This window comes from Gordonia sp. NPDC003424, from assembly GCF_053588655.1.
Genome location: NZ_JBSFQJ010000004.1, coordinates 25,354 through 49,477 on the forward strand (window position 1 = coordinate 25,354; position 24,124 = coordinate 49,477).

The window sequence follows — 24,124 nt, forward strand, 5'->3', positions numbered from 1 at the left end:
CCGATGGGGGTGCGTTTCCCGTTGCTTCTGCGCGGGAAACACACCCTAGACCGGGTACCGTTCCGGCTCTGGACCGAACAGGAATCGCCGACCGCTGATCTCGGTGACCGAGATCTCGACGTAGTTGTACTTCATCGTGGGAATCCACGGATGCAGCGGCAACTCGTCGGCAGCGGCGATGTCATGGCCCGAAACCAGCACGCGAGCAGTACCTTTCGAGACGACACTCCAACCACCCGCGTCGGAGTGATCGTCGGCCTCAAAGGCGACACGCTCGTTGACCACCAGCTCGGTGAGCTTGGTGCCCTCGCCGGTGCGGAAGACGATCCTGCCCTCACCCGCATAGAAGTTGACCGGGAAAATGTCCGGCTGACCGTCGACGCTCAACGCGATTCGCCCGAGTGTGACGGTGGCCAGCAGCTTCCAGGCCTCCTCCACGGCGAGTTCCTGCACTGGATTCTCAACCATGATCTGTCCTTCTGCCATAGTTCATTGTTCCTCCTGAAGCCTAGAGGGACCAGAGTCCAAGGTCCCAGCCCTGACATAGCTTTTCACTGACACAGCGACAACGACCTTTCACTCCGGCACCGGTACCGGCTCCAGGATCTCCGGCCGCGCCTCCGGCGCCGCGGCGCGCAGGGCATCCGCGGACGCGTCGTCGGGTTGCCGCTGTGAAGCGATCTCGGCCTCCACGCGGGCGATGTAGGTGGCCACCTCGAACGCGGTTTCCTCGTCGGTCCATCCCAGCACCGACCCGAGCAGTTCGGCGACCTCCGCGGCGCAATCGACGCCCCGATGCGCGTACTCGATGGCGATGCGGGTGCGGCGGGCCAGCACGTCCTCGAGGTGCAACGCGGCCTCGTCGATTGCGGCGTAGACGATCTCGACGCGCAGATACTGCGGGGCCGCGGCGAGCGGTGCGAGCAGCGACGGATCGCTGTCGGCGTAGTACAGCACATCGTCGATCAACGATCCGTAGCGGTTGAGCAGACGACGAATCCGATACGGGTGCAGACCAAATCGCTGCCCGAGGTGCTCACACTGATTGATCAGCGCGAAGTAGCCGTCGGCACCGAGAAGGGGCACCCGTTCGGTGATCGACGGCGCCACCCGGGTCGGGATGAAGTCGTTGCACGCGTCGACCGCATCGGCCGCCATCACCCGGTAGGTGGTGTATTTGCCGCCGGCGATCGCGACGAGCCCAGGCGCGACGGTGGCCACTGCGTGTTCCCGCGACAGTTTGGACGTCTCGTCGTCCTCCCCGGCCAGCAGCGGACGGAGTCCGGCGTACACACCTTCTATGTCATCGTGGTTCAGTTTGGTCACCAGGACCTCGTTGACCCGTTCGAGGATGTAGTCGATGTCGGCACGGGTGGCCGCCGGATGGGCCAGATCGAGATTCCAGTCGGTGTCGGTGGTGCCGATGATCCAGTGCGTCTCCCACGGGATCACGAACAGCACCGAGCTGGTGGTCCGCAGAATGATCGCGGTCTCGCTGACGATCCGGTCCCGGGGCACCACGATGTGCACCCCCTTGGAGGCACGAACCCTGAAGTGCCCCCGCTGTTTCGACAGCGCCTGAACCTCGTCGGTCCACACCCCGGCGGCGTTGATCACGCAGTGGGCGCGCACCTCGGCGACTTCGCCGTTCTCCGAATCACGTACGCGCACACCGAGCACACGGTCCGACTCCTTGATGAACCCGACCACCTGCGTCGAAGTCCGGATCACCGCACCGTAATTGGCCGCCGTGCGGGCGACGGTGAGGCAATGGCGCGCGTCGTCGACCACGGTGTCGTAGTAGCGGATACCGCCGATCAGCGAATTCCGTTTGAGTGCCGGCACCACCCGCAATGCGCCGGCGCGTGTGACGTGTTGTTGCCCGGGAACGGATTTCGAGCCACCCATCTGGTCGTAGAGGAACAGCCCGGCCGCCACGTACGGCCGTTCCCAGACTCGGCGGGTGAGCGGATACAGGAACGGCAGCGGCTTGACGAGGTGTGGCGCGAGGAACCGCAGCGAGAGCTCCCGCTCACGCAATGCCTCACGGACCAGACCGAATTCGAGTTGTTCGAGGTAGCGCAACCCACCGTGGAACATCTTCGACGACCGGCTCGAGGTCCCCGAGGCAATGTCTCGCGCCTCGACCAGCGCCACCCGCAACCCACGGGTCGCGGCGTCGAGCGCGGCACCCACCCCGACCACGCCGCCGCCGACCACGACGATGTCGAATTGTTCACTGCCCAGCCGACGCCACGCCTCCGCGCGATAGAGCGGTCCCATATCCGCGGGTCGGTCGGGATTGAACTCGGTGTTCATGATTGCTCACCCTAATTGATCTTGGACAGACCCACAGCGTGCGACACTGTCCGGCGTGGGTAGTGCAACGTATGTCGCAGCCATCGATCAGGGCACCACCTCGACGCGGGCGATGATCTTCGATCGCCGGGGACGGGTGGTCAGCACCGAACAACTCGAACACCGGCAGATCTTTCCGCGGGCCGGCTGGGTGGAGCACGATGCCGCGGAGATCTGGCGCAACACGCGACGAGTGGTCGCGTCCGCGCTGGCGTCCGCGGATCTGGAGGCCGCCGAGATCGCGGCGTGCGGTCTGACCAACCAGCGCGAGACCACGGTCATCTGGGATCGGGCGACCGGCGAACCGATCCACAACGCGATCGTGTGGCAGGACACCCGAACCAGTCCCCTGTGCGACGAACTCGCGGGCGACCACGGTGTCGGCCGATACCGCGACCGCACCGGACTGCCGCTGTCCACCTACTTCGCCGGCCCCAAGATCCGCTGGTTGCTCGACAACGTCGACGGCGCCCGCGAGCGCGCCGAGGCGGGTGAACTCTGTTTCGGCACAATGGATTCGTGGATCGCCTGGAACGCCACCGGGGGCCCGGACGGCGGCGTGCACATCACCGACGTCACCAATGCGTCGCGGACGATGCTGATGGATCTGCGCTCCTTGCAGTGGGATGACGAGATCTGCGCCGAGATGGGTGTGCCCACCGCGCTGCTCCCGGAGATCCGCAGCTCCTCCGAGGTCTACGCACCCATGCGGGAGCACGGGTCGATGGCCGGTGTCCCGCTGGCCGGCATCCTCGGCGACCAGCAGGCGGCAACCTTCGGGCAGGCCTGCCTGAGCCCCGGCGAGGCGAAGAACACCTACGGCACCGGCAACTTCCTGCTCCTCAACACCGGAACCGAACCGGTCTTCAGCGATCACGGACTCCTGACCACCGTCTGCTACCGGATCGGCGAGCAGGACGCCCGCTACGCGCTGGAGGGATCGATCGCCGTCACCGGGTCGCTGGTGCAGTGGATGCGTGACAATCTGGGCCTGATCTCGCATGCCTCCGAGATCGAGACGCTCGCCGCCGAGGTGGACGACAACGGCGGCGCCTATTTCGTCCCGGCATTCTCCGGCCTGTTCGCCCCGCGCTGGCGACCGGACGCCCGTGGCGTCATCGTCGGGCTGACGCGGTTTGTCAACAAGGGCCACCTGGCGCGAGCCGCGTTGGAGGCCAGTGCTTTCCAGACGCGTGAGGTGATCGAGGCGATGCAGGCCGACTCCGGTGTGGCACTGTCGACCCTCAAGGTCGACGGCGGCATGGTGGTCAACGAACTCCTGATGCAGTTCCAGGCCGACATCCTCGGCGTGCCGGTGGTCCGGCCCGTCGTCAGCGAGACCACGGCACTCGGTGCCGCATACGCTGCCGGGCTCGCCGTCGGCTACTGGGAGTCCGAAGACGAGATCCGCGACAACTGGGCGCAGGACAAGCAGTGGGACCCGCGGATGTCCGACGACGAGCGGGATCGGCTCTACACCGGCTGGAACCGGGCGGTCGAGCACAGCCTCGACCTGGCGTGAGTCGCCGGCTCAGCTGGCCATGAGCGTCGGGTTGCGGCTCGGGTGACCGACGCCCGTGCGGCGGCTTTGTGCAGGTGCGCCGGATGTTTCGGGCGCGCCAACACAAGTCCGCCTCACCAACCTCCGGTCAGCGTGAGCACCCCGCCGCTCAGTCCAGGTCGTCGTGCCGTACCAGCTGACGCGCGGCCTCGGTGATGGACCCGGACAGCGACGGGTAGACCGAAAACGTCTGCGCGAGATCGGAAACCATCAACTTGTTCTGGACGGCCAACGCGATCGGCAGGATCAGCTCCGACGCGTTGGGGGCGACCACCACGCCACCGATCACCACACCGGTCGCCGGACGGCAGAAGATCTTCACGAAGCCGCGGCGCAGTCCGCTCATCTTGGCGCGCGGATTGGTGGCCAACGGCAGCATCACGGTCCGCGCGGGGTATTCGCCGGCGTCGATCGCCTTCTGCGACACCCCCACGGTCGCGATCTCGGGCCGCGTAAAGATCGCGGACGCAACGGTTTTCAGCTTGATCGGGCTGACACCCTCACCGAGTGCGTGGTACATCGCGATGCGCCCCTGCATGGCAGCCACCGACGCCAGTGGCAGCAGGCCGGTGCAGTCACCCGCCGCGTAGACGCCCGGCACCGATGTCCGGGACACGCGATCGACGGTGATGTAGCCGCCCTTGCCCACCTCCACCCCCGCACGGTCGAGACCCAAGCCGGTCGTGTTGGGCACCGAACCCACCGTCATCAACACGTGCGATCCGGTCACGGTGGTGCCGTCGGCCAGGTAGGCCACCACCGAATCCCCTTGTCGCTCAACCTTGTCGGCCCGTGCGTGTTTGATCAGCTCGACACCGCGCTCGGCGAGGGCGTCCTCGAGCACCAGCGCCGCGTCCTCGTCCTCGTGGGGCAGCACGCGGTCGCGGCTCGACACGAGCGTGACCTTGACACCGAGTTCGCTGTAGGCGTGCACGAACTCCGCGCCCGTGACACCCGAGCCGACCACGATCAGATGCTCGGGCAGCGCGTCGAGGTCGTAGAGCTGCCGCCACGTGAGGATGCGTTCGCCGTCGGGCTGCGCGTCGGGCAGGATGCGCGGTGTCGCACCGGTCGCCACCAGCACCACGTCGCCGTCGTAGCGTTCGGTGGTTCCGTCGTCGAGGTGCGCGATGACACCGTGCGTAGAGACACCGAGGTGGCGGGCGTCGAGTTCGGCACGTCCCGACAACACCGTCACGCCCTCACTGACGAGCCGTGACCGGATGTCGGCCGATTGCGCGAAGGCGAGGTCGCGAACACGTTGATGGATCTGCGTGAGCGCGATGTTCACGTCGCTGGTGCTGAGGTTGATGCCGAGGTCTTTGGCTCGGCGCACCTCGGTGCGGATCCCGGTCGACGCGATGAACGTCTTCGACGGCACGCAATCCCACAGGACGCACGCGCCGCCGACACCGTCGGAATCGATCACCGTGATGTCGGCACCATAGGCGGCAGCGGCCAAGGCCGCTTCGTAACCGGCAGGTCCGCCGCCGATGATCACGATCTTGGTCACACTGCACTCCTGTCTGAAGGTGCCGGGCTGCGCAGAACTCGACCTCAAACTTAGTCCCCCTCGGTGACATCGGGTGCACGGACCGAGCGCAGCGGCGCCGGGCACCGCCCACGGCCATCTGCATGGCGTGCCCGACGCGCAGGCGTAATACGATCAATCGGAAACTGAAACCAACGGGCCCCCGATTCACCTGAATCCAATGCCTGGAAGTCGAGAAAGTGCAGGTCAGAGGCTTAATGCCCATCTACGCCGCATACGGGTCCAACATGCATCCCGAGCAGATGGCCGAGCGTGCACCACACTCTCCGATGTCCGGGACCGGGTGGCTGCGCGGTTGGCGCCTGACGTTCGGGGGTGGCGACATCGGGTGGGAGGGTTCGCTCGCGACCGTCACCGAGGACCGCGACGACCCCGACGCGAAGGTCTTCGTCGTGCTCTACGACGTCACGGGCGAGGACGAGGAGAACCTCGACCGCTGGGAGGGTTCCGAGCTCGGCATCCATGTCAAGCTTCGCGCCCGGGTGGAGACCGCGGACGGGCCGGTGCTGGCGTGGCTGTATGTCCTGGACGCGTTCGAGGGGGGCCTGCCGTCGGCACGCTACCTCGGGGTGATGGCCGAGGCCGCCGAGATCGCCGGCGCTCCGGCCGAATACGTCCAGGAGCTGCGGCTTCGTGAATCGCGGAACGTGGGTCCCGGTCCCGGTCCCGACGAGCAGTGATGCGGCGGTAGTCGACTCAGGACGGGCCCAGGACGACACCGGCGAGGGTGCGCACACCCACTTCGAGCGCGCGCTCGTCGAGGTCGAAGTTCGGCTGATGCAGATCCACGTGCGGCCCCATGCCGTCCCACACGCCGAGGCGGCCCATCGCGCCCGGCACGTGCTCGAGGTACCAGGAGAAGTCTTCGCCACCCGGTGACTGCGGGGTGTCCGCGACGGCGTTGGGCCCGATCGCGGCGACCGAGTCGCGCAGCATGTCGATGGCCTTCTCCTCGTTGACCACGGGCGGTACGCCCCGGAAGTAGGCGAGGTCGTAGCGGACGCCGAGCGGCGCGAGCAACTCGCCGACGACACTTCGCACCATCGGCTCCAGCTCCGCCCATGTCGCGTGGTCACCGGTCCGGACCGTCCCACGCAGGCGCCCTTCCTGCGGAATCGCGTTGGGCGCGTTGCCCGCGTGGGCGGCCCCCCAGACCATGATGGTTCCCGAACGCGGATCGACACGACGGGACAGGATTCCGGGCAGCGCGACGATCACCGTGCCCATCGCATACACCAGATCCGCGGTCAGGTGCGGCCGTGACGTATGTCCCCCGGCCGAGTGCAGCTGCAGGTCGATGTGGTCGGCCGCCGACGTCAGGGCGCCCTCGCGTAAGCCGACCGATCCCACCGGCAGGCGCGGATCGCAATGCAGGGCGAAGATTCTGCTGACTCCGTTGGTCACGCCCGCGGCGATCGCGTCGAGCGCACCGCCGGGCATCACCTCCTCGGCCGGCTGGAAGATCAGCCGCACCCCGACCGGCAGCGATTCGACCGAGGCGAGGAGACACGCGGCACCCATCAGGATCGCGGTGTGGGCGTCATGCCCGCACGAGTGCGACACCCCTTCGACCGTGGATGTGAACGACAGTCCGGTGTGTTCGGCGATCGGCAACGCATCCATGTCGGCGCGCAACGCGATCCGCGGCCCGTCGTCGGGTCCGAGATCGCACACGACCCCGGTGCCCAGCGGCAACCGGCGGGGCGTGAGCCCGACCGCGGTCAGCTGTGCCATCACCATCTCGGTGGTGTTGACCTCCTGCCGCGACAACTCGGGATGGGCGTGGATGTGGCGCCGCCACCGCACGACGTCCTTGCCGTGCGCCGCCCACCAGTCACCGATGATGTCGCTCACAACACGCTCGCCGGTGTCTGGGTCTCCAGGTCGGCGATCAGCGGCTGCCGGAGACCACGCTTGATCGCACCCATATTCGGACCGGACAGCGGGGCGCGATCGGCCAGCAGCTCGGCCGCACGCGCAGCGAGCTTGTCGGCGTCGACGGCCTCGTCCACGATTCCGGCGGCGGCTGCCGCGTCGCCCCCGTACCGCCGACTGGTCAGCATGGCCTCGGTCGCGGTCGCATCGGTGAGCCGCGTGCGCACGAGGGCGGCCATGCCGCGGGTGAAGGGCATGCCCAACGCAGCCTCTGGCAGCGACCAGAATCCGCGATCGGTCCGCATCACCCGCACGTCGGCGCACAGGGCGAGCATCGCGCCGGCACCGAACGCGTGCCCGTTGATGGCCGCGGCGGTAGGCACCGGCAGGGTCAGCGCCTTGACATACAGCTCATGGACGCGGTCGAGATAGCGCGGCAACCCGCTCGCGTTGGCGGCGACGTAGTCGGTGTCGAGGCCGTTGGAGAAGAACTTGCCGGTCGCGGTGATCACCAGAGGCTTCGACGGCTCGGCCGCCACCGTGTCGAGGAGGTCGCCCACCTGGGCCATCCACTCCAGCCGGAACCGGTTGTCGGGGTTGGCCTCATCGAGTTCGACACCTTCGGTTCCCAGAAAGAGCTCGTTGACATCACCTGCGGAACGGAGAAACGGCATGGTGCGACCTTATCGCCCTAACCGGTCCTGTCCGTAAAGGAGCCGGGGGTCTTCGGCGTTCGATGCACGACTGGCCGCGTCGTCGTCGATCACGATGACTCCGTCATCGCCCACTCCTCCGCCTTGCCAGTCGCCCATCGCTCCACCGATTACCCCGGACGAATCTGCGAACAGCACCACTAAGGTTGTGCCATGGACCCGACCATCGATGCCGATGCCGCCGCGATCGCCGCCGCCGCGACCATCGCCGCCGAAACCGATTGCTCCGCGCATGACGTGGCGGTGATCCTGGGATCCGGCTGGGCCCCGGCCGCGGACGCGTTCGGCGCACCGATCGCGACACTGCCGATGGCGTCGGTGCCGGGCTTCTCCGCACCCAAGGCGGCCGGCCATGGCGGAACCGTGCGTTCGGTGCACGTGGGTGACCGTCGCGTCCTGATCCTGCTCGGTCGGATTCACGCGTACGAGGGCCACCCACTGGCCCGGGTCGTCCATCCGGTGCGCACTGCGGCCGCGGCCGGCGCCCACACGATCGTGCTGACCAATGCCGCGGGCGGATTACGTGACGACATGTCGGCCGGCCAGCCCGTCCTCATCTCCGATCACCTGAATCTGACGGCCCGCTCCCCGCTCGAGGGCGCCCAGTTCGTGAACCTCGTGGACGCGTACTCCCCGCGGCTGCGAGAGATCGCCCGGCACGCGGATTCGTCTCTGGCAGAAGGGGTTTACGCCGGTCTGCCCGGCCCGCACTACGAGACCCCGGCAGAGATCCGGATGTTGCGCACGCTCGGCGCAGACCTGGTCGGCATGTCCACGGTCCACGAAACGATCGCCGCACGCGCCGCCGGACTCGACGTGCTGGGGGTCTCGCTGGTGACCAACCTCGCTGCCGGAATCACCGGCGAACCGCTCAGCCACACCGAGGTACTCGAGGTCGGACAGGCGTCGGCGGCCCGGATGGGAGAGTTGCTGGCGACGATCGTCGCCGAACTCTGAGCAGCCGGGCTCTGAACGGCCGGGCTCTGAACACCGGAACGCTGAACATCTCGGCGCTGACAACCGCTGCCGGCCGCCGCCCGTCCACATCGCATACTGGACCCGTGACCGTCGCCCCGTCAGACTCAGCCCGATCAGACTCAGCTGACGCATCCGAAACCGTCACTCCGGTCCTCGATGCCGGATCGATCGACGTGGTCCGCAGCGGCCGTCACCTGCTGCGTGACGTCAGCCTGCGTGTCGTACCCGGCGAGCACTGGGCACTGCTCGGTCCGAACGGCGCCGGAAAATCGACGCTGATGACCATCCTCGGCGCCCGGGGCCATCCGACGACGGGAACGGTGGACGTGCTCGGCAAGCGACTCGGCCGCGTCGACATGCGTGAATTGCGCACGCACATCGGACATGTCGATCCGCGGTGGCGCATCGACATCCCCCTGACCGCGCATGAGGTGGTGCTCACCGGTCTGACCAACACCCCCGAACTCGACCGGCGCCACCATTACACCGAGGCTGAACATCGGCACGCCGACGACCTGCTCGACCTCCTCGGCATGACGCCGCGCCGCGACTCCGTGTGGCCGGTGATGAGCCAGGGCGAGCGCGGTCGCACCCTGATCGCCCGCGCGCTCATGCCCCAGCCCGCGCTGCTGTTGCTCGACGAGCCGGCCACCGGCCTCGACCTCGCGGCCCGCGAGAAGCTGCTCACCGGCATCGACCAATTACGTTCGGAGGTACCGGAACTCGCGAGCGTGCTGGTGACCCATCACCTCGAGGATCTGCCGATGAGCACCAGCCACGCGATGCTGCTGCGCGACGGGGTGACCGTCGCCTCGGGACTCGTCGACGACGCACTCACCTCGGCGACGATCAGCACCTGCTTCGATCACGACGTCGTTGTGCGGCGTGCGGATGGACGCTGGTCGGCGGTGGCGGGCCAGCCGACCCCCGTACCCACCGCCCCCACTCCCTGAGGTGCGACGCGCCACCCGATTCTTCGACGCCCGAGGTGCCAGGGGCCAACCGATTCTTCGTTGCCTGAGGTGCGAGGCGCCAACCGCCTCCGACGCGCTCGTTCCTCGCTCGCCGGGGATCCCCCACGAAGGGTCCGAACCCGCGCACCCCCTTGCGCCTGACCAGCACATACGGTAGACTTTCGAACATCAGTTCGAGTGACTTGGGGAGGAGGCTCGATGACCAGCGGCAACGTCACGGAGATTGTCGGGCTCTACCGCGAACTCGACGACCTGCTCGATCGGATCGCCGCCGTCGACACCACCCCGGCCTCCTCCGACGAGATCGTGGCAGTCGCCGAAACCCATGAACGCTCCGCGCGGCGGATGAGCTTCTACGGGTTGCAGCGGCTGCTGGAGTGTTCGGACCGCAACATCGTCGCCGAGGAAGGCTACCGGTCCCTCAGCGATTTCATGGTGGACCGGTTGCGGATCACCGACCCCGGCCGACGCCGCAAGCAGATGGCGGCACTGCTGGCCCTGCACTCGCTGAGCGGGGAGAAGCTCGACCCACCATGCCCGACCCTGGCCGAGGCCTACGCCGAGGGCGCGATCGGTGTCGACCACGCGGTCACGGTGATCACCGTGCTCGACAAACTCCCCACCACACTCGACGCCGAGCAACGAGCGGCGGCCGAAGAGCTGATGGCCGACTACGCGCGAGTGCACACCCCGAAAGAGTTGACCACACTCGGTGCCCGCCTGCTGGCCCACCTCGACCCCGACGGCGCCCTGACCGACGACAAAGACCGGGCGCGGCGCCGCAGCCTGCACCTGTCCAAACAGGACGCGCAGTTGATGAGCACCCTGGAAGGACAACTCGACCCGGTCACCCGGGCGCTGCTGGATGTGGTGCTCGACGCGTGGGCAGCGCCCGGCATGAACAACCCCCAGGACGAACTGTCACCGCGGGGCAGCAAAGACGACGCCGACCTCGACGTGCTCAAACAGGCAGCCGAGCGGGACCTCCGCACGCCCGGGCAACGCAACCACGACGCCCTGCATGCCCTGCTCCAAGCGGTCGCCGACGGCGGGCTGTTGGGCAAGAGTCACCGCGGGTTGCCGCCACACCTGATCATCACCATCAGCGAGACCGAACTGCGCGAACGCGCCGGGGTGGCGACCACCGCGGGTGGGGCTCTCCTGCCGATCGCCGACGTGATCGAGTTGGCGGCCGAAGCCCAGCAGCATCTCGCCGTGTTTGCCGACCACACCGCCCAACCGTTGTATCTGGGGCGGGCCAACCGGTTCGCCAGCCAGGCCCAGCGGATGATGCTGCTCGCCCGCGACGGCGCCACCTGTACCTGCCCGGGCTGCTCCCAGCCGTTCACCCGCACCGAGGCGCATCACGCCGAACAGGATTGGAAAGACGGCGGGCTCACCGACATCCAGGATCTGGCCGCGGCCTGCCCGACCCACAATCGGATGGTCGGCGACAAGCCGGGCCAGTGGTCGACCCACATCGTCACCGACGGACCCGATGCCGGACGCCCCGCCTGGACGCGTAATGGGCGACGTGGGAAGGGGCGAGCGCGGGTCCGGGTGGATCGCAACCGGGAGGTGGCCGAGGCGTTTGCCCGTCACCTGCGCCGGGGTGATCACCCACGGCCACCCCAGAATCGTTCGGGCGCAACCCAACCCAAAACCCCGACCGGACCGCCCGGGCACCCCGAAGAACGTCGACGCATCCCCCGACTCATCTCATCGGGGTGGACCGTCAACACCGTCGACCTCGGGGTGAGCTGACCTCAGCGCGGACCGAACTGCCGGTCGCCCGCGTCGCCGAGGCCCGGCACGATGTAGGCGACGTCGTTGAGCCCGTCGTCGACGGCGCCCACCACGAGTCGGACCGGGTGTCCGGAAGTCTCCAGTGCCGCAACACCTTCCGGTGCCGCGACGACGCAGACCGCGGTGATGTCGGTGGCGCCGCGCGCGACCAGGAGCTCGATCGTGTACAGCATCGATCCGCCGGTCGCGAGCATCGGGTCGAGGACGAACACGGGCTTGCCGGACAGATCGTCGGGCAGCGATTCGAGGTACGGGACGGGTTGGGCGGTCGTCTCGTCACGGGCGACACCGACGAACCCGATGAAGGCCTCGGGCACCATCGCATGCGCCTGCTCCACCATGCCGAGGCCGGCACGCAGCACCGGGACCAGCAGCGGCGGTGCGGCGAGCCGGGTTCCGGCGAACGGCGCCAACGGCGTCTCGATCGGTACCACCGCGGTCGGTGCCCCGGCCAGCGCCTCGTATATCAGCATCTGGGTCAGGTCCGACAACGCTTCCCGGAAACCGGCGTTGTCGGTGGTCTTATTACGCATGGTGGTCAGCCGGGCCGCCGCAAGCGGGTGATCGACGATCTTTACCTGCATGGGTTCAGACATTAGGGCATGTCTCCCGATTCCACTGCGAGGAATTGTGAGACATGCCCACAGGCGTGCGGGGCCGGCATCTCGCGGGCGGAACCGATCCGGATCCTGTCGCGTCCTATCTGCATGACCGAAGTAACCGCTCGACCCACCGCGCTCGAGACGTACGCCCGCGCACAGCACTTCGCCGCCGACGCGGTCGGCACCCAGGCCGCCCGGCAGCGCGGTGAGATCGGCGGACTGGCCACCACCTTCGGCGTCATCGGCGCCGACTTCCTGGCCGCCACCGCTTACGCCCTCGATCATCGGGCGCACGGCCTCGAGACCGTCGCGCGGCGCCACGCCGACCAGGGCGACCGAACCCGGGCCGCCGAAATCGCCTACACCGACGACGATGCGTCGTCGGCGACGTCCATCCGGACCACCGTCGGCGACCGAGGGCTGCGTCTGTAGATGCTGACCGTCGAGATCCTCATCGCGCCGCTGCGCATCATGATCACCGCGCTCGGCACGGGGGTGCTGCCCCCGGACAATCCCGCGGATCATCTCCGCGCGGCGACGCCACAACTCGACCGGGTCCGTGAGGCGTCGATGACCGCCACCCGGACGGTTGCCGACGACTGGCGTGGAGCGGGTGCCGATCGGGCGGTGACCGCGGCGAACCGCACGCACACGACCACCGCGCAGCTCACCGACGACGGTTCCGCGATCGCCACGATGATCGAGAGCGCCGGAGCCAAGGTCAAGGTCGCCGCCGATCAGCTCAACGGCCTGCTCACCTCGTTCGAGCGAGCAGCGAAGGGCCTGGGCTCGACGCTCTTCACCCCTGAGGGGCTCGCGATGATCGTGCCCGTCGCCGTCGACCACATCGTCCGCGGCATGCAGATCGTCGCGCGCACCCAGGCCGATCTGAAGGCCGACACCGACAGGATGATGTCGCTCGCGCGCACCCGGGCACCCGCCGAGGTCCGCACCGCGCTGCCGGCGGGCTCCGACAGCGGCGGAGTCTCGGTCGCACTGCCGGACGGGTCGACGGTGCACGCACCGGACGAACGGGCAGCCACCGCGGTGCGCGCAGCGCTCAGCCAGCGCGGCGTGCCCTACGTGTGGGGCGGCACCACCCCGGACGGTTTCGACTGCAGCGGACTCACCCAGTGGGCGTACCAGCAGGCCGGGGTCGATCTCCCCCGGCTCGCGCAGGACCAGGACACCGCCGGCTACCCGGTCAGCCAGGGACAACTGCAGCCCGGCGATCTCGCCGTGTGGGACGGACACGTCGCCATGTATGTGGGAAACAACCAGCTCGTCGAAGCCGGCGATCCGGTGCAGGTGTCCCCGCTGCGCACCACGAATGCGGGCCAAGGCTTCCAGGGCTTCTTCCGGCCACGATGAGCACCACGAGTTCACGGGGTCGCTACCCGCTTTCACAGCTCGGATCGCTACGCTGTGTCCTCATGGCCGGAGACATTGTCCCCATCGAGCTCGGACTCACCGACGGAAACATCGTCACCCTCTGGGCGCCCCGGTGGCGCGAAGGTGACGACGAGTGGGAGGCGTTCCTCGGCCTCGACGAGGACCTCTACGGATTCCCGGGCGTCGCGGAGCTCGCCGCGTTCATCCGCAACGACGACGACAACGATCTCGTCGAGCACCCGGCGTGGCCGACGCTCGTCGGATTGCAGGCCGACGAACTGGTCCCCGACGACCGCCACACCTACGACCTCGTCGGTGTCCCGGAGCTCGCGGCCGAGGATCCGACCCCGGAGGTCATCGCCGAACTCGAGGACGCGCTGGAGATCGTGCGCATCCTGGGCGAGGTCTGCGAGCTGACCGTCATCACCAAGTTCTTCAACGGCAACCCGATCCTCGGCGCGGTGACGACCGGCACCCGCAACTTCACCGGCCGCGACGGCGTGGACCTGTGGGTGCGCATCGGCCGGCTCATCGCCAAGCATTGGGACGACGTGCTCGACGCCATCGACGACGTCATCAGCACCCCTGCGGTCGATGCTGCCGCCGTCGAGACCGCCGAGGCCGAACTCGAGGCCGCGGCTTCTGCGGAGGACGAGGACGAACCGATCGACGAAGACCTCGAACTCGTCGACGGCGTCGCCGCCGCGGATGCCGACGACGAGAGCGACGAGGACACCGAAGACGACACCGAGACCGACGAGACCGACGAGACCGACGAGGATCTCGACGACGAGATCGACGACGACGACTTCTGGACCAACGTCGGGATCGACCCGATCAAGATCGTCACCGCCGACGGCGAATACCTCTCCCTGCGTTGCTATCTCGGCGACGATCCGATCTTCCTCGGCTCCGACGGAAAGATCTTCGTGTTCACCTCGGCGCGGTCGCTGGGCCGGTTTCTCGCCGACAACAACAACCACGACCTGGCCACCCTGTCGACGTTCGACGACGTCCGCGCCGGCGCCAACGACGGCTCACTGGAGTTCGACGTCCTCGACGAGAACGTCTACGTGCTCCCCGGCCTGACCGAGGACATCGCCGACGGCCCCCGCCGCATCGACAAGAACCAACTCGACCTCGCCGTCGAACTCCTCACGGATGCAGCCGATTACGCGGACGACGACTCGGTCAACAACGCCCTGGGTGCCACCACCCCGCTGGGCTGGTTCGTCGACTACACGATCAATCCGGATCCCAAGCGCATGGCACCGAGCGCGCCGTTCGACAACGAGTCCGAGGCGTGGCGAGCACTCGTCCACGACTTCGAGGGCCGACTGGTCAAGAAGGGCTGAGGCCCGGAGGCCGCGCCTCTCAGCCCAACAGCACCGCATACCCCGGCTTGACCACGTCGTCGATGATCCGCAGCCGTTCGTCGAAGTGGATGAACGCCGATTTCATGGCGTTGATGGTGAAACGCTCGAAGTCGGCCCAGCCGTAGCCGAACTGCTCGGCGAGGCGCAGGAACTCCTTGCTCATGGTGGTATCGCTCATCAACCGGTTGTCCGTGTTCACCGTGACCCGGAATCGCAGGCGCGCAAGCACATTGAACGGATGAGAGGCAATGGAGGCCACCGCCCCGGTCTGCACGTTGGAACTGGGACACAGTTCCAACGGAATTCGCTTGTCGCGCACAATGTTCGCGATCGGGCCGAGCTGCGCACCGTCGAACGACTCCGCCGCGAGATCGACCCCCTCGGGCAGGGTGATGTCGTCGATGACCCGGACGCCGTGCCCGAGACGGTCGGTTCCACAGAAGGCGATCGCCTCGTGGATGGACGGCAGCCCGAACGCCTCCCCGGCGTGAATCGTGAAGTGCGCGTTGTTCGCCCGCATGAACTCGAACGCGTCGAGGTGGCGGGTCGGCGGATTGCCGGCCTCGGCGCCGGCGATGTCGAACCCGGCCACCCCGTCGTGACGGTAGCGCACCGCGAGTTCGGCGATCTCCCGCGCCCGCGCGGCGTGGCGCATCGCCGTGACCAGGCAGCGCACGGTGATCGGCCGGCCTTCGGCCGCGGCCGCCTTCTCCCCCTCGGCGAAGCCGGCGAGCACCGCCTCGACGACATCGTCGAGGGTCATCCCGTGTTCGAGATGCTGTTCGGGCGCATACCGCACCTCCGCGTAGACCACACCGTCGGCGGCGAGGTCCTCGACACACTCGCGCGCGACGCGCGCCAGCGACGAGGGTGTCTGCATCACCGCGACCGTGTGCGCGAACGTCTCCAGGTACCGCTCCAGCGATCCGCTGTCGGCGGCGTCCCGGAACCACCGCGCGAGTGAGTCGGCGTCGTCGGCCGGGAGGTCGGTGTAGCCGACCTCCCGCGCGAGGTCGAGGACCGTCGAGGGGCGCAGCCCACCGTCGAGGTGATCGTGCAACAGCACCTTGGGCGCCAGCGAGATGTTGGGGAGATCGAGCGGTCGTCCCGCCGGGGCGGCGCCGCCCGTGATGAATCCGTCGGTCATGGCTCGACGGTAACGCGATCGATGATCAATGGCTGCCGATCGCCCGGCATGTCCCCCACCGAGACGGCGGTGACCAGCGCGCCGCGCGCAGCGCCGAAGCGGTCGGGTGTCTGGGTGTGCAAGGTGAACAGTGGATCGCCGGCGCGTACCCGGTCACCCGGCTTGGCATGCATCGTGACCCCGGCCTCGGCCTGCACGCTCTGGCCGGGTGCGGCTCGTCCGGCACCGAGCCGCCACGCCGCCACCCCCACCGCCATGGCGTCCAGTCGCGTGAGCACCCCGGACTCGGTGGCGACGACGGTGTCGGTGTGCCGTGCCGCCGGCAACGCGGCATCCGGGTCTCCGCCCTGGGCGCGGATCATCGCCCGCCAGGTGTCCATCGCGGTACCGTCGGCGAGATGCCGGGCCGGATCGGCGTCGAAGAGCCCTGCGGCGTCGAGCATCTCGCGGGCCAGCACGAGTGTGAGCTCGACCACGTCCGCGGGTCCACCGCCGGCGAGCACCTCGACCGACTCGGCCACCTCGAGCGCATTGCCTGCGGTACGGCCGAGCGGCGTGTTCATGTCGGTCAGCACCGCGCGTGTGCGGACACCCGCGGCGGTCCCCAGCTCGACCATCGTCGCGGCCAGCTCACGCGCCTCGTCGAGGGACTTGAGGAATGCGCCGCTGCCCACCTTGACATCCAGCACGAGCGCGCCGGTGCCCTCGGCGATCTTCTTGCTCATGATCGAACTCGCCACCAGCGGTATCGATTCCACCGTCGCGGTGACGTCCCGCAGCGCGTAGAGCCGCCGGTCGGCGGGCGCGAGGTCCCGGCCGGCCGCGCACACCACGGCGCCGACGCGTTCGAGTTGGTCGACCATCTCGTCGGCGGACACCTCGGCCCGCCAGCCCGCGATCGCCTCCAGTTTGTCCAGCGTGCCGCCGGTGTGGCCCAGGCCGCGGCCGGACAGCTGGGGCACCGCGACGCCGAACGAGGCCACCAGGGGTGCCAGCGGCAGGGTGATCTTGTCCCCGACCCCGCCGGTGGAGTGCTTGTCGACGGTGACCAGCGGCCGGCCGTCGCGGCGCAGACCGGAGAAGTCCATCCGGCGCCCGCTGCCGATCATCGCCTGCGTCCACCGCGCGATCTCGCGGGCACTCATCCCACGCAGGAAGATCGCCATGAGCAGCGCGGACATCTGCTCGTCGGCGACCACACCGTGTTCGTGCGTGTACCGCTCGATCACCCAGTCGATCTGCGCATCGGAGAGCTCACCACCGTCGCGTTTGGCGGCGATCACCGAGATCGTGTCGATGACCTCGTCGAGATCGCTCACCCCGCTGCCCCGCCGGCCAGGTCGTCGGGTCCGAACGCATCGGGCAACAGGGCCGAAAGCGCCACCGGCCCACCACGATGATCGACCAGCATCTCGCCACCGCCGTGTTCGAGGAGCACCTGCCGGCACCGCCCGCAGGGCATCAGGATCTCGCCACGGCCGTCACACACGGATATCGCCCGCAAACGTTTCCCGCCGGTGCCGACGAAATGGGCGATCAATGCGACCTCGGCGCAGATCCCCAGTCCGTATGAGACATTTTCCACATTGCACCCGAGCACCACGCGGTCGTCGTCGGTCAGGCCCGCGGCGCCCACCGGGAATCGCGAGTACGGCGAATAGGCCCGGCCGATCATCGATTTTGCCCTGTCCCGCAACAGATTCCAGTCCGGATCGACAGCCAACCGGGTTCCTCACATTCTCCTACGGGCGTCCAAGTCGTGACCGCCCTTACCATCCAAAAAGTTGGTAAGGCAAACCTAACTCGAGATACCTTGTCGCCCAAATCTGTTCAGGCTGATTACCTCCGGCCTCAGCATAGGTTTAAAGTCTCTTCCATGGGTCCACGGCCGAGCCTCATAATGCCGACTCGGCAGTTCCATCGACGCTGTTGGAGGCCAATTTCCCGATGAGTACCCCCACCGACGTAGCACCAGAGCCGGTGCGCAAACGCTCCCTGTATCGCGGCGATCCCGGCATGTGGTCGTGGGTGCTGCACCGCATCACGGGCGTGAGCATCTTCTTCTTCCTCTTTGTACACGTGCTCGACACGGCGGTGATCCGCGTCGATCCGAACAAGTACTCCGAGGTCATCGAGACCTACAAGACCCCGATCATCGGTCTGATGGAGATCGGCCTGGTGGCGTGCGTGCTGTACCACGCGCTCAACGGCCTCCGGATCATCCTCATCGACTTCTGGTCGAAGGGTCCGAAGTACCAGCGTCAGATGCTGTGGACGATCCTGACCCTCTTCGTGATCGTCTTCGGAGCGGCAGCCGTCCGACTGCTGCAGATCCTGATCACCCACTCGTTCTAGGAGGCACCTGATGACTGCATCGCAAGCCGCACCAGGTGTCGCCAAGACCCTGGGCACCCAGCACGACCGCCCGGCCAGCCTCGACAACCCGCGCGCGCCCCGGATGCGCAAGGGCGGCAACTTCGAGAAGTACGCCTGGTTGTTCATGCGCTTCTCCGGCCTGGCGCTGATCATCCTCACCATCGGCCACATGTTCATCATGCTGGCGTGGGACGACGGCGTGCACCGCATCGACGCCTCGTTCGTCGCGGCCCGCTGGCGCGAACCGTTCTGGCAGGTCTGGGATCTCACCATGCTGTGGCTGGCGCAGCTGCACGGCGGCAACGGTGTGCGCACGGTGATCGCCGACTACTCGCGCAAGGATTCCACCCGCTTCTGGCTCAACGTGCTGCTCGGGATCTCGATGATCCTGGTCCTCGTGCTCGGCACCTACGCGCTTCTGACCTTCGACACCAACAGTGTCGGCTAGAGGAGATTGACGAACTGATGCAGGAACATCGCTACGACGTTGTCATCGTGGGTGCCGGCGGCGCCGGGATGCGCGCGGCCATCGAGTCCGCACCGCGCGCCCGCACCGCCGTGCTGACCAAGCTGTACCCCACCCGTAGCCACACCGGCGCGGCCCAGGGCGGCATGTGCGCCGCGCTGGCCAACGTCGAGGAGGACAACTGGGAGTGGCACACCTTCGACACCGTCAAGGGTGGTGACTACATCGCCGACCAGGACGCGGTCGAGATCATGGCCAAGGAGGCCATCGACGCCGTCCTGGACCTCGAGAAGATGGGTCTGCCGTTCAACCGGACCCCGGAGGGCAAGATCGACCAGCGCCGCTTCGGCGGCCACACCCGTGACCACGGCAAGTCCCCGGTGCGTCGCGCCTGCTACGCCGCCGACCGCACCGGCCACATGATCCTGCAGACGCTCTATCAGAACTGCGTCAAGCACGACGTCGAGTTCTTCAACGAGTTCTACGCCCTCGACATCTGCCTGACGGAGAACGACAACGGCGAGCCGGTGGCCACCGGCGTGGTCGCCTACGAACTCGCGACCGGCGAGATCCACGTGTTCCACGCCAAGTCGATCGTCTTCGCGACCGGCGGTTCGGGACGCATGTACAAGACCACGTCGAATGCCCACACGCTGACCGGTGACGGCATGGGCGTGGTGTTCCGCAAGGGACTTCCCTTGGAGGACATGGAGTTTCACCAGTTCCACCCGACCGGCCTGGCCGGCCTGGGCATCCTCATCTCCGAGGCGGTCCGCGGTGAGGGCGGCATCCTGCGCAACGCCGACGGCGAACGGTTCATGGAGCGTTACGCGCCCACCATCAAGGACCTCGCACCCCGCGACATCGTGGCGCGGTCCATGGTGCTCGAGGTGCTCGAGGGCCGCGGCGCCGGCCCGAACAAGGATTACGTCTACATCGACGTGACCCACCTCGGCGAGGACGTCCTCAACGAGAAGCTCCCCGACATCACCGAGTTCGCCCGCACCTACCTCGGTGTCGATCCGGTCACCGAATACGTGCCGGTCTACCCCACCTGCCACTACGTGATGGGCGGTATCCCGACCAACATCACCGGTCAGGTCCTGCGCAACAACGAGGACATCGTGCACGGCCTCTACGCCGCCGGCGAGTGCGCCTGTGTGTCGGTCCACGGCGCCAACCGCCTCGGCACCAACTCGCTGCTCGACATCAACGTCTTCGGCCGCCGGGCCGGGATCGCCGCCGCCGAATACGCCAACTCCTCGGAGTTCGCCGACCTGCCGGAGAACCCCACCGCGATGGTCGACGAGTGGGTCACGTCGATGCTGTCGGACCACGGCCACGAGCGGGTCGCCGACATCCGCACCAAGATGCAGCAGACCATGGACGACAACGCGTCGGTGTTCCGCACCGAGGAGACCCTCAAGCAGGCGCTCACCGACATCCACGCCCTCAAGGAGCGCTACGCGAACGTCCGTGTGCACGACAAGGGCAAGCGCTTCAACTCCGATCTCCTCGAGGCCATCGAGCTGGGCTTCCTGCTCGAACTCGCCGAGGTGACCGTGGTCGGGGCGCTCAACCGGAAGGAGTCGCGCGGCGGTCACGCCCGCGAGGACTACCCGAACCGCGACGACGTCAACTACATGCGGCACACGATGGCCTACAAGAAGGGCGACGGCCTTCTCTCGGACATCGAGTTGGACTACAAGCCCGTGGTGCAGACCCGTTACGAGCCGATGGAGCGTAAGTACTGATGACAGCGACGATGGAGAATCCGGCAGCATCCGCGGACGAGCCACCACTGCCCCCGGTACCCGACGAGGCCACCATGGTGACCTTGAAGATCTACCGGTTCAACCCGGAGAACCCCGACGCCCAGGGCTTCGAGAGCTTCCGGGTGCCGGCACTGCCGACCGACCGGCTGCTCAACCTGCTGCTCTACGTGAAGGGCTACCTCGACGGCACCCTCACCTTCCGCCGCAGCTGCGCGCACGGTGTGTGCGGGTCGGATGCCATGCGCATCAACGGCGTCAACCGCCTGGCCTGCAAGCTCCTGATGAAGGACATGCTGCCCAAGGACAAGAACAAAGAGGTCACCATCACCGTCGAACCCATCAAGGGTCTGCCGGTGGAGAAGGATCTCGTGGTCAACATGGAGCCGTTCTTCGACGCGTACCGCGCGATCAAGCCGTTCCTGATCACCTCGGGCAACGAGCCGACCCGCGAGCGCATCCAGAGCCAGACCGACCGCGCCCGCTTCGACGACACCACCAAGTGCATCCTCTGTGCGTGCTGCACCACGAGCTGCCCGGTGTTCTGGAACGAGGGCAGCTACTTCGGCCCGGCGGCCATCGTCAACGCCCACCGCTTCATCTTCGACAGCCGCGACGAGGCGGCGGTGGAACGACTCGACATCCTCAACGACGTCGACGGCGTGTGGCGCTGCCGCACCACGTTCAACTGCACCGACGCGTGCCCCCGCGGCATCCAGGTGACCCAGGCGATCCAAGAGGTCAAGCGCGCGCTGATGTTCTCGCGCTGACCGAAAGCAGACAACCCTCTGCAGCCCCGACGAAGGCCCGCACCACACGGTGCGGGCCTTCGTCGTCCGTTCGGTCCGGTGACGGACCCACCTCCGGGCGATGCTGGTTCACCACATAAGCGCACGGTGCGACGGCGGAAAACGTACCCTCAAGATCGGTCGGAACCACCGTCGGAAGAGCGGCTCATGTCAGACAGCGTCCATGCCGAGATGCACACCGAGGGCAAGGGTTTGCGCACCGGCTCGATCGGCCTGCTGGGCAATGTGATCATCGGGCTCTCGGCGGTCGCCCCCGCCTACAGCCTCGCCGCGACGCTCGGCTATGTCGTGGCCGCGGTGCACTCCAAGGCGCCGGCGATGTTCGTGCTCGCCTTCATCCCGATGCTCCTCGTGGCGTTCGCGTATCGCGAGTTGTCCGAGGACACCCCGGACTGCGGCACCACGTTCACCTGGGGCACGAAGGCATTCGGGCCGTGGGTCGGCTGGATCGGCGGCTGGGGACTCGCCGTGTCGGCAATCATCGTGCTGGCCAACGTATCCGAGATCGCCGCGGTCTATCTCCTCAAGTTCCTCGGCCAGGACGAGTTGGCCGACACCTTGTGGGTCAAGGTCACCCTGGGGTGCCTGTTCATCGCGGTGATGACGTGGATCAGCATCCGCGGCATCGTGATCAGCGAGCGCATCCAGGCCGTGCTCATGTTCATCCAGTTCGCGATCCTGATCAGCGCGAGCATCATCGCCCTGACCAAGGTCGCGCTCGACAAGGCCGGCCCGCAGGCGATCACCCCAAGCCTCAGCTGGTTGTGGCCGAGCGGATTGACGCAGTCGGAGATCGCGGCCGCGGTGATCCTGTGCATCTTCATCTACTGGGGATGGGACGCGTGCCTGGCGATCGGCGAGGAGACCAAGGACCCCGCCAAGACACCGGGCCGCGCGGCCGTGATCACCTGCCTGATCCTCGTCGCCACGTACGTGCTCGTCGCCTACGCGGTCGAGTCGTTCGCCGGTTTCGGCGACACCGGCATCGGACTCAACAACCCGGAGAACACCGACGATGTGCTCACGATCCTCGGCGAACCCGTGGCCGGCGCGGTGATGTCCTCGGCGCTGCTGCTGACGGTGAGCATCTCGGCGCTGTCGTCCACGCAGTCCACCATCCTGCCCACCGCCCGGGGAAGTCTGTCGATGGCCGTCTACAAGGCCCTCCCCGACCGGTTCGCCGCCATCCATCCCCGATACATGACGCCGGCATTCGGCACCGCGGTGATGGGGATCTCCGCGCTGGTGTTCTATCTCGTGCTGTCGTTCCTGAGCCAGAACACCCTGGGTGACTCGATCGCCTCACTCGGCCTCGCCGTCGCGTTCTACTACGGCATCACAGCGTTCTCGTGCGTCTGGTACTTCCGGCGGACACTGTTCGTCTCGGCACGCCACTTCTTCATGCGTGGCCTGTTCCCGCTGCTCGGCGGCATCGCGATGGCCTGGGCGTTCATCAAGAGCGCCATCGACATGATCAACCCCGACTACGGTTCGACGTCGGTGGGCGGCATCGGCGGTGTGTTCATCCTCGGCGTCGGCATGCTCGTGCTCGGTATCCCGTTGATGCTCGCGTGCTTCGTGCACCGCCGGGATTTCTTCGAGGGCAAGACGCTCGACGCCACCACCGAGGTGAAGGTGCCGGATGTCTATTGACCCGGTCCTCGAGCTGCGGCACGCGGAATGCGAATCGCCCGGCAGCTACGGAGCGGGTCTCATGGGGCTTGCGCCCGTCACCACCGTGCGGGCGTGGCGCGACCCGATCCCTGACGACCCTGCCTCGTACTCGGCGATCCTCGTCATGGGTGGACCGATGGGAGCCGGCGACACGGCCCTGCTGCCCTGGCTCGACGACGAGCTGACCTTTCTGAAATCTGCGGTCGCACAAGATGTCCCCGTCTGGGGAGCATGCCTCGGCGCCCAGTTGCTGGCGCGCGCGCTGGGCGCTCGCGTCTACCGCGCGACGACCCCGGAACTCGGCGTGGTCGACATCGCCCTGACCGATGCCGGTCGGCGCGACCCGGTCTGGGGAACGGATGCAGAGCCGGAGTTCCCTGCTCTGCAATGGCATTTCGACACGTTCGACCTCCCCGAGGGCGCCACCCTGCTGGCGTCGTCGGAGACCTGCGCACATCAGGTGTACCGTCACGGACCACACATGGGTGTGCAGTTCCATCTCGAGGTCGACGTCGCGTTGTTCGATCAGTGGCTCGCCGTCGACGAGTACCGCAGCGAGCTGCTCGCCGTCGTCGGACCGGACGGGCTCTCCCGCACGATCGCCGATGTGGCCCGTATCCAGGAGATCACCAGGTCCCGAGCTGCCGACGCGATTCGCCGGTGGTATCAGCAGACCCGCTGACACCACCGATC

The 24,124-nt window shown here is 67.4% G+C and carries 23 protein-coding genes; 14 read left to right on the forward strand and 9 right to left on the reverse strand.

Annotated elements, in window-relative coordinates; genetic code table 11:
* Positions 1-45 precede the first annotated feature (45 nt).
* Positions 46-468 carry a pyridoxamine 5'-phosphate oxidase family protein gene (locus tag ACWDTI_RS07550; protein WP_449737444.1) on the reverse strand — a complete coding sequence of 141 codons (423 nt, stop codon included), beginning with the start codon at positions 466-468 and terminating at the stop codon, positions 46-48.
* 108 nt (positions 469-576) lie between these two features.
* Positions 577-2,319 carry a glycerol-3-phosphate dehydrogenase/oxidase gene (locus tag ACWDTI_RS07555; RefSeq protein ID WP_449737445.1) on the reverse strand — a complete coding sequence of 581 codons (1,743 nt, stop codon included), beginning with the start codon at positions 2,317-2,319 and terminating at the stop codon, positions 577-579.
* Positions 2,320-2,374: 55 nt separating this feature from the next.
* Between ACWDTI_RS07555 and glpK the strand changes: the two genes are divergently transcribed.
* Positions 2,375-3,880 carry a glycerol kinase GlpK gene (gene glpK / locus ACWDTI_RS07560; protein WP_449737446.1) on the forward strand — a complete coding sequence of 502 codons (1,506 nt, stop codon included), beginning with the start codon at positions 2,375-2,377 and terminating at the stop codon, positions 3,878-3,880.
* A gap of 148 nt (positions 3,881-4,028) precedes the next feature.
* Here glpK and ACWDTI_RS07565 read toward each other — a convergent pair whose 3' ends face one another.
* The gene (locus tag ACWDTI_RS07565) at positions 4,029-5,432 is read right to left on the reverse strand and encodes an NAD(P)H-quinone dehydrogenase (protein ID WP_449737447.1); all 1,404 of its coding nucleotides are present in this window, start codon (positions 5,430-5,432) and stop codon (positions 4,029-4,031) included.
* Between the two features lie 236 nt (positions 5,433-5,668).
* Here ACWDTI_RS07565 and ACWDTI_RS07570 point away from each other — a divergent pair, with 236 nt between their 5' ends.
* Positions 5,669-6,151: a gamma-glutamylcyclotransferase gene (locus ACWDTI_RS07570; RefSeq protein ID WP_449737448.1), complete on the forward strand. Its 483-nt coding sequence runs from the start codon at positions 5,669-5,671 to the stop codon at positions 6,149-6,151.
* Positions 6,152-6,167: 16 nt separating this feature from the next.
* Here the strand turns inward: ACWDTI_RS07570 and ACWDTI_RS07575 are convergent, their stop codons facing one another.
* Both ACWDTI_RS07575 and ACWDTI_RS07580 read right to left on the reverse strand, forming a co-directional pair.
* The gene (locus ACWDTI_RS07575; RefSeq protein ID WP_449737449.1) at positions 6,168-7,325 is read right to left on the reverse strand and encodes an amidohydrolase; all 1,158 of its coding nucleotides are present in this window, start codon (positions 7,323-7,325) and stop codon (positions 6,168-6,170) included.
* Positions 7,322-8,020, reverse strand: a complete 699-nt coding sequence (locus tag ACWDTI_RS07580; RefSeq protein WP_449737450.1) for an enoyl-CoA hydratase/isomerase family protein — start codon at positions 8,018-8,020, stop codon at positions 7,322-7,324. Before ACWDTI_RS07580 ends, ACWDTI_RS07575 begins: the two co-directional genes overlap by 4 nt.
* A gap of 192 nt (positions 8,021-8,212) precedes the next feature.
* Here ACWDTI_RS07580 and ACWDTI_RS07585 point away from each other — a divergent pair, with 192 nt between their 5' ends.
* The 3 genes from ACWDTI_RS07585 (at position 8,213) to ACWDTI_RS07595 (ending at position 11,775) form a co-directional block, all read left to right on the forward strand.
* A complete protein-coding gene (locus tag ACWDTI_RS07585) occupies positions 8,213-9,016 on the forward strand; it encodes a purine-nucleoside phosphorylase (RefSeq protein WP_449737451.1) in 804 nt (267 codons plus the stop codon).
* A 188-nt stretch (positions 9,017-9,204) separates the two neighbouring features.
* A complete protein-coding gene (locus ACWDTI_RS07590) occupies positions 9,205-9,990 on the forward strand; it encodes an ABC transporter ATP-binding protein (protein ID WP_449737737.1) in 786 nt (261 codons plus the stop codon).
* A 219-nt stretch (positions 9,991-10,209) separates the two neighbouring features.
* Complete coding sequence (locus ACWDTI_RS07595; protein WP_449737452.1) at positions 10,210-11,775, forward strand: DUF222 domain-containing protein; 1,566 nt, start codon at positions 10,210-10,212, stop codon at positions 11,773-11,775.
* A 2-nt stretch (positions 11,776-11,777) separates the two neighbouring features.
* On the opposite strand, the gene upp is transcribed toward ACWDTI_RS07595, so the two are convergent.
* Positions 11,778-12,401 (reverse strand): uracil phosphoribosyltransferase, encoded by a 624-nt coding sequence (gene upp, locus ACWDTI_RS07600; RefSeq protein ID WP_449737453.1) that lies wholly within the window; start codon positions 12,399-12,401, stop codon positions 11,778-11,780.
* A gap of 123 nt (positions 12,402-12,524) precedes the next feature.
* Here upp and ACWDTI_RS07605 point away from each other — a divergent pair, with 123 nt between their 5' ends.
* The 3 genes from ACWDTI_RS07605 to ACWDTI_RS07615 all read left to right on the forward strand — a co-directional run bounded on the left by ACWDTI_RS07605 (position 12,525) and on the right by ACWDTI_RS07615 (position 15,166).
* Entirely contained in the window at positions 12,525-12,851 is a 327-nt protein-coding gene (locus ACWDTI_RS07605; RefSeq protein ID WP_449737454.1) for a type VII secretion target, read from the forward strand.
* Entirely contained in the window at positions 12,852-13,790 is a 939-nt protein-coding gene (locus tag ACWDTI_RS07610; protein WP_449737455.1) for a C40 family peptidase, read from the forward strand.
* A 62-nt stretch (positions 13,791-13,852) separates the two neighbouring features.
* Entirely contained in the window at positions 13,853-15,166 is a 1,314-nt protein-coding gene (locus ACWDTI_RS07615; protein WP_449737456.1) for a primosomal protein, read from the forward strand.
* Positions 15,167-15,185: 19 nt separating this feature from the next.
* On the opposite strand, the gene ACWDTI_RS07620 is transcribed toward ACWDTI_RS07615, so the two are convergent.
* The 3 genes from ACWDTI_RS07620 to ACWDTI_RS07630 are packed head-to-tail and all read right to left on the reverse strand — an operon-like array spanning position 15,186 to position 18,057.
* Positions 15,186-16,334 carry an adenosine deaminase gene (locus tag ACWDTI_RS07620; protein ID WP_449737457.1) on the reverse strand — a complete coding sequence of 383 codons (1,149 nt, stop codon included), beginning with the start codon at positions 16,332-16,334 and terminating at the stop codon, positions 15,186-15,188.
* Positions 16,331-17,653, reverse strand: a complete 1,323-nt coding sequence (locus ACWDTI_RS07625) for a thymidine phosphorylase (protein ID WP_449737458.1) — start codon at positions 17,651-17,653, stop codon at positions 16,331-16,333. The genes ACWDTI_RS07620 and ACWDTI_RS07625 overlap by 4 nt, the downstream gene beginning before the upstream one ends.
* Complete coding sequence (locus ACWDTI_RS07630; protein WP_449737459.1) at positions 17,650-18,057, reverse strand: cytidine deaminase; 408 nt, start codon at positions 18,055-18,057, stop codon at positions 17,650-17,652. Before ACWDTI_RS07630 ends, ACWDTI_RS07625 begins: the two co-directional genes overlap by 4 nt.
* 224 nt (positions 18,058-18,281) lie before the next feature.
* Between ACWDTI_RS07630 and sdhC the strand changes: the two genes are divergently transcribed.
* The 6 genes from sdhC to ACWDTI_RS07660 all read left to right on the forward strand — a co-directional run bounded on the left by sdhC (position 18,282) and on the right by ACWDTI_RS07660 (position 24,113).
* Positions 18,282-18,689, forward strand: a complete 408-nt coding sequence (gene sdhC, locus ACWDTI_RS07635) for a succinate dehydrogenase, cytochrome b556 subunit (RefSeq protein ID WP_449737460.1) — start codon at positions 18,282-18,284, stop codon at positions 18,687-18,689.
* Positions 18,690-18,699: 10 nt separating this feature from the next.
* Complete coding sequence (locus ACWDTI_RS07640) at positions 18,700-19,158, forward strand: succinate dehydrogenase hydrophobic membrane anchor subunit (protein WP_449737461.1); 459 nt, start codon at positions 18,700-18,702, stop codon at positions 19,156-19,158.
* 17 nt (positions 19,159-19,175) lie between these two features.
* Positions 19,176-20,930: a succinate dehydrogenase flavoprotein subunit gene (sdhA, locus tag ACWDTI_RS07645; protein WP_449737462.1), complete on the forward strand. Its 1,755-nt coding sequence runs from the start codon at positions 19,176-19,178 to the stop codon at positions 20,928-20,930.
* Positions 20,930-21,718: a succinate dehydrogenase iron-sulfur subunit gene (locus ACWDTI_RS07650; RefSeq protein ID WP_449737463.1), complete on the forward strand. Its 789-nt coding sequence runs from the start codon at positions 20,930-20,932 to the stop codon at positions 21,716-21,718. Before sdhA ends, ACWDTI_RS07650 begins: the two co-directional genes overlap by 1 nt.
* A gap of 186 nt (positions 21,719-21,904) precedes the next feature.
* Positions 21,905-23,410, forward strand: a complete 1,506-nt coding sequence (locus ACWDTI_RS07655) for an APC family permease (RefSeq protein WP_449737464.1) — start codon at positions 21,905-21,907, stop codon at positions 23,408-23,410.
* Positions 23,400-24,113 carry a type 1 glutamine amidotransferase gene (locus tag ACWDTI_RS07660; RefSeq protein WP_449737465.1) on the forward strand — a complete coding sequence of 238 codons (714 nt, stop codon included), beginning with the start codon at positions 23,400-23,402 and terminating at the stop codon, positions 24,111-24,113. The genes ACWDTI_RS07655 and ACWDTI_RS07660 overlap by 11 nt, the downstream gene beginning before the upstream one ends.
* Positions 24,114-24,124: the final 11 nt, after the last annotated feature.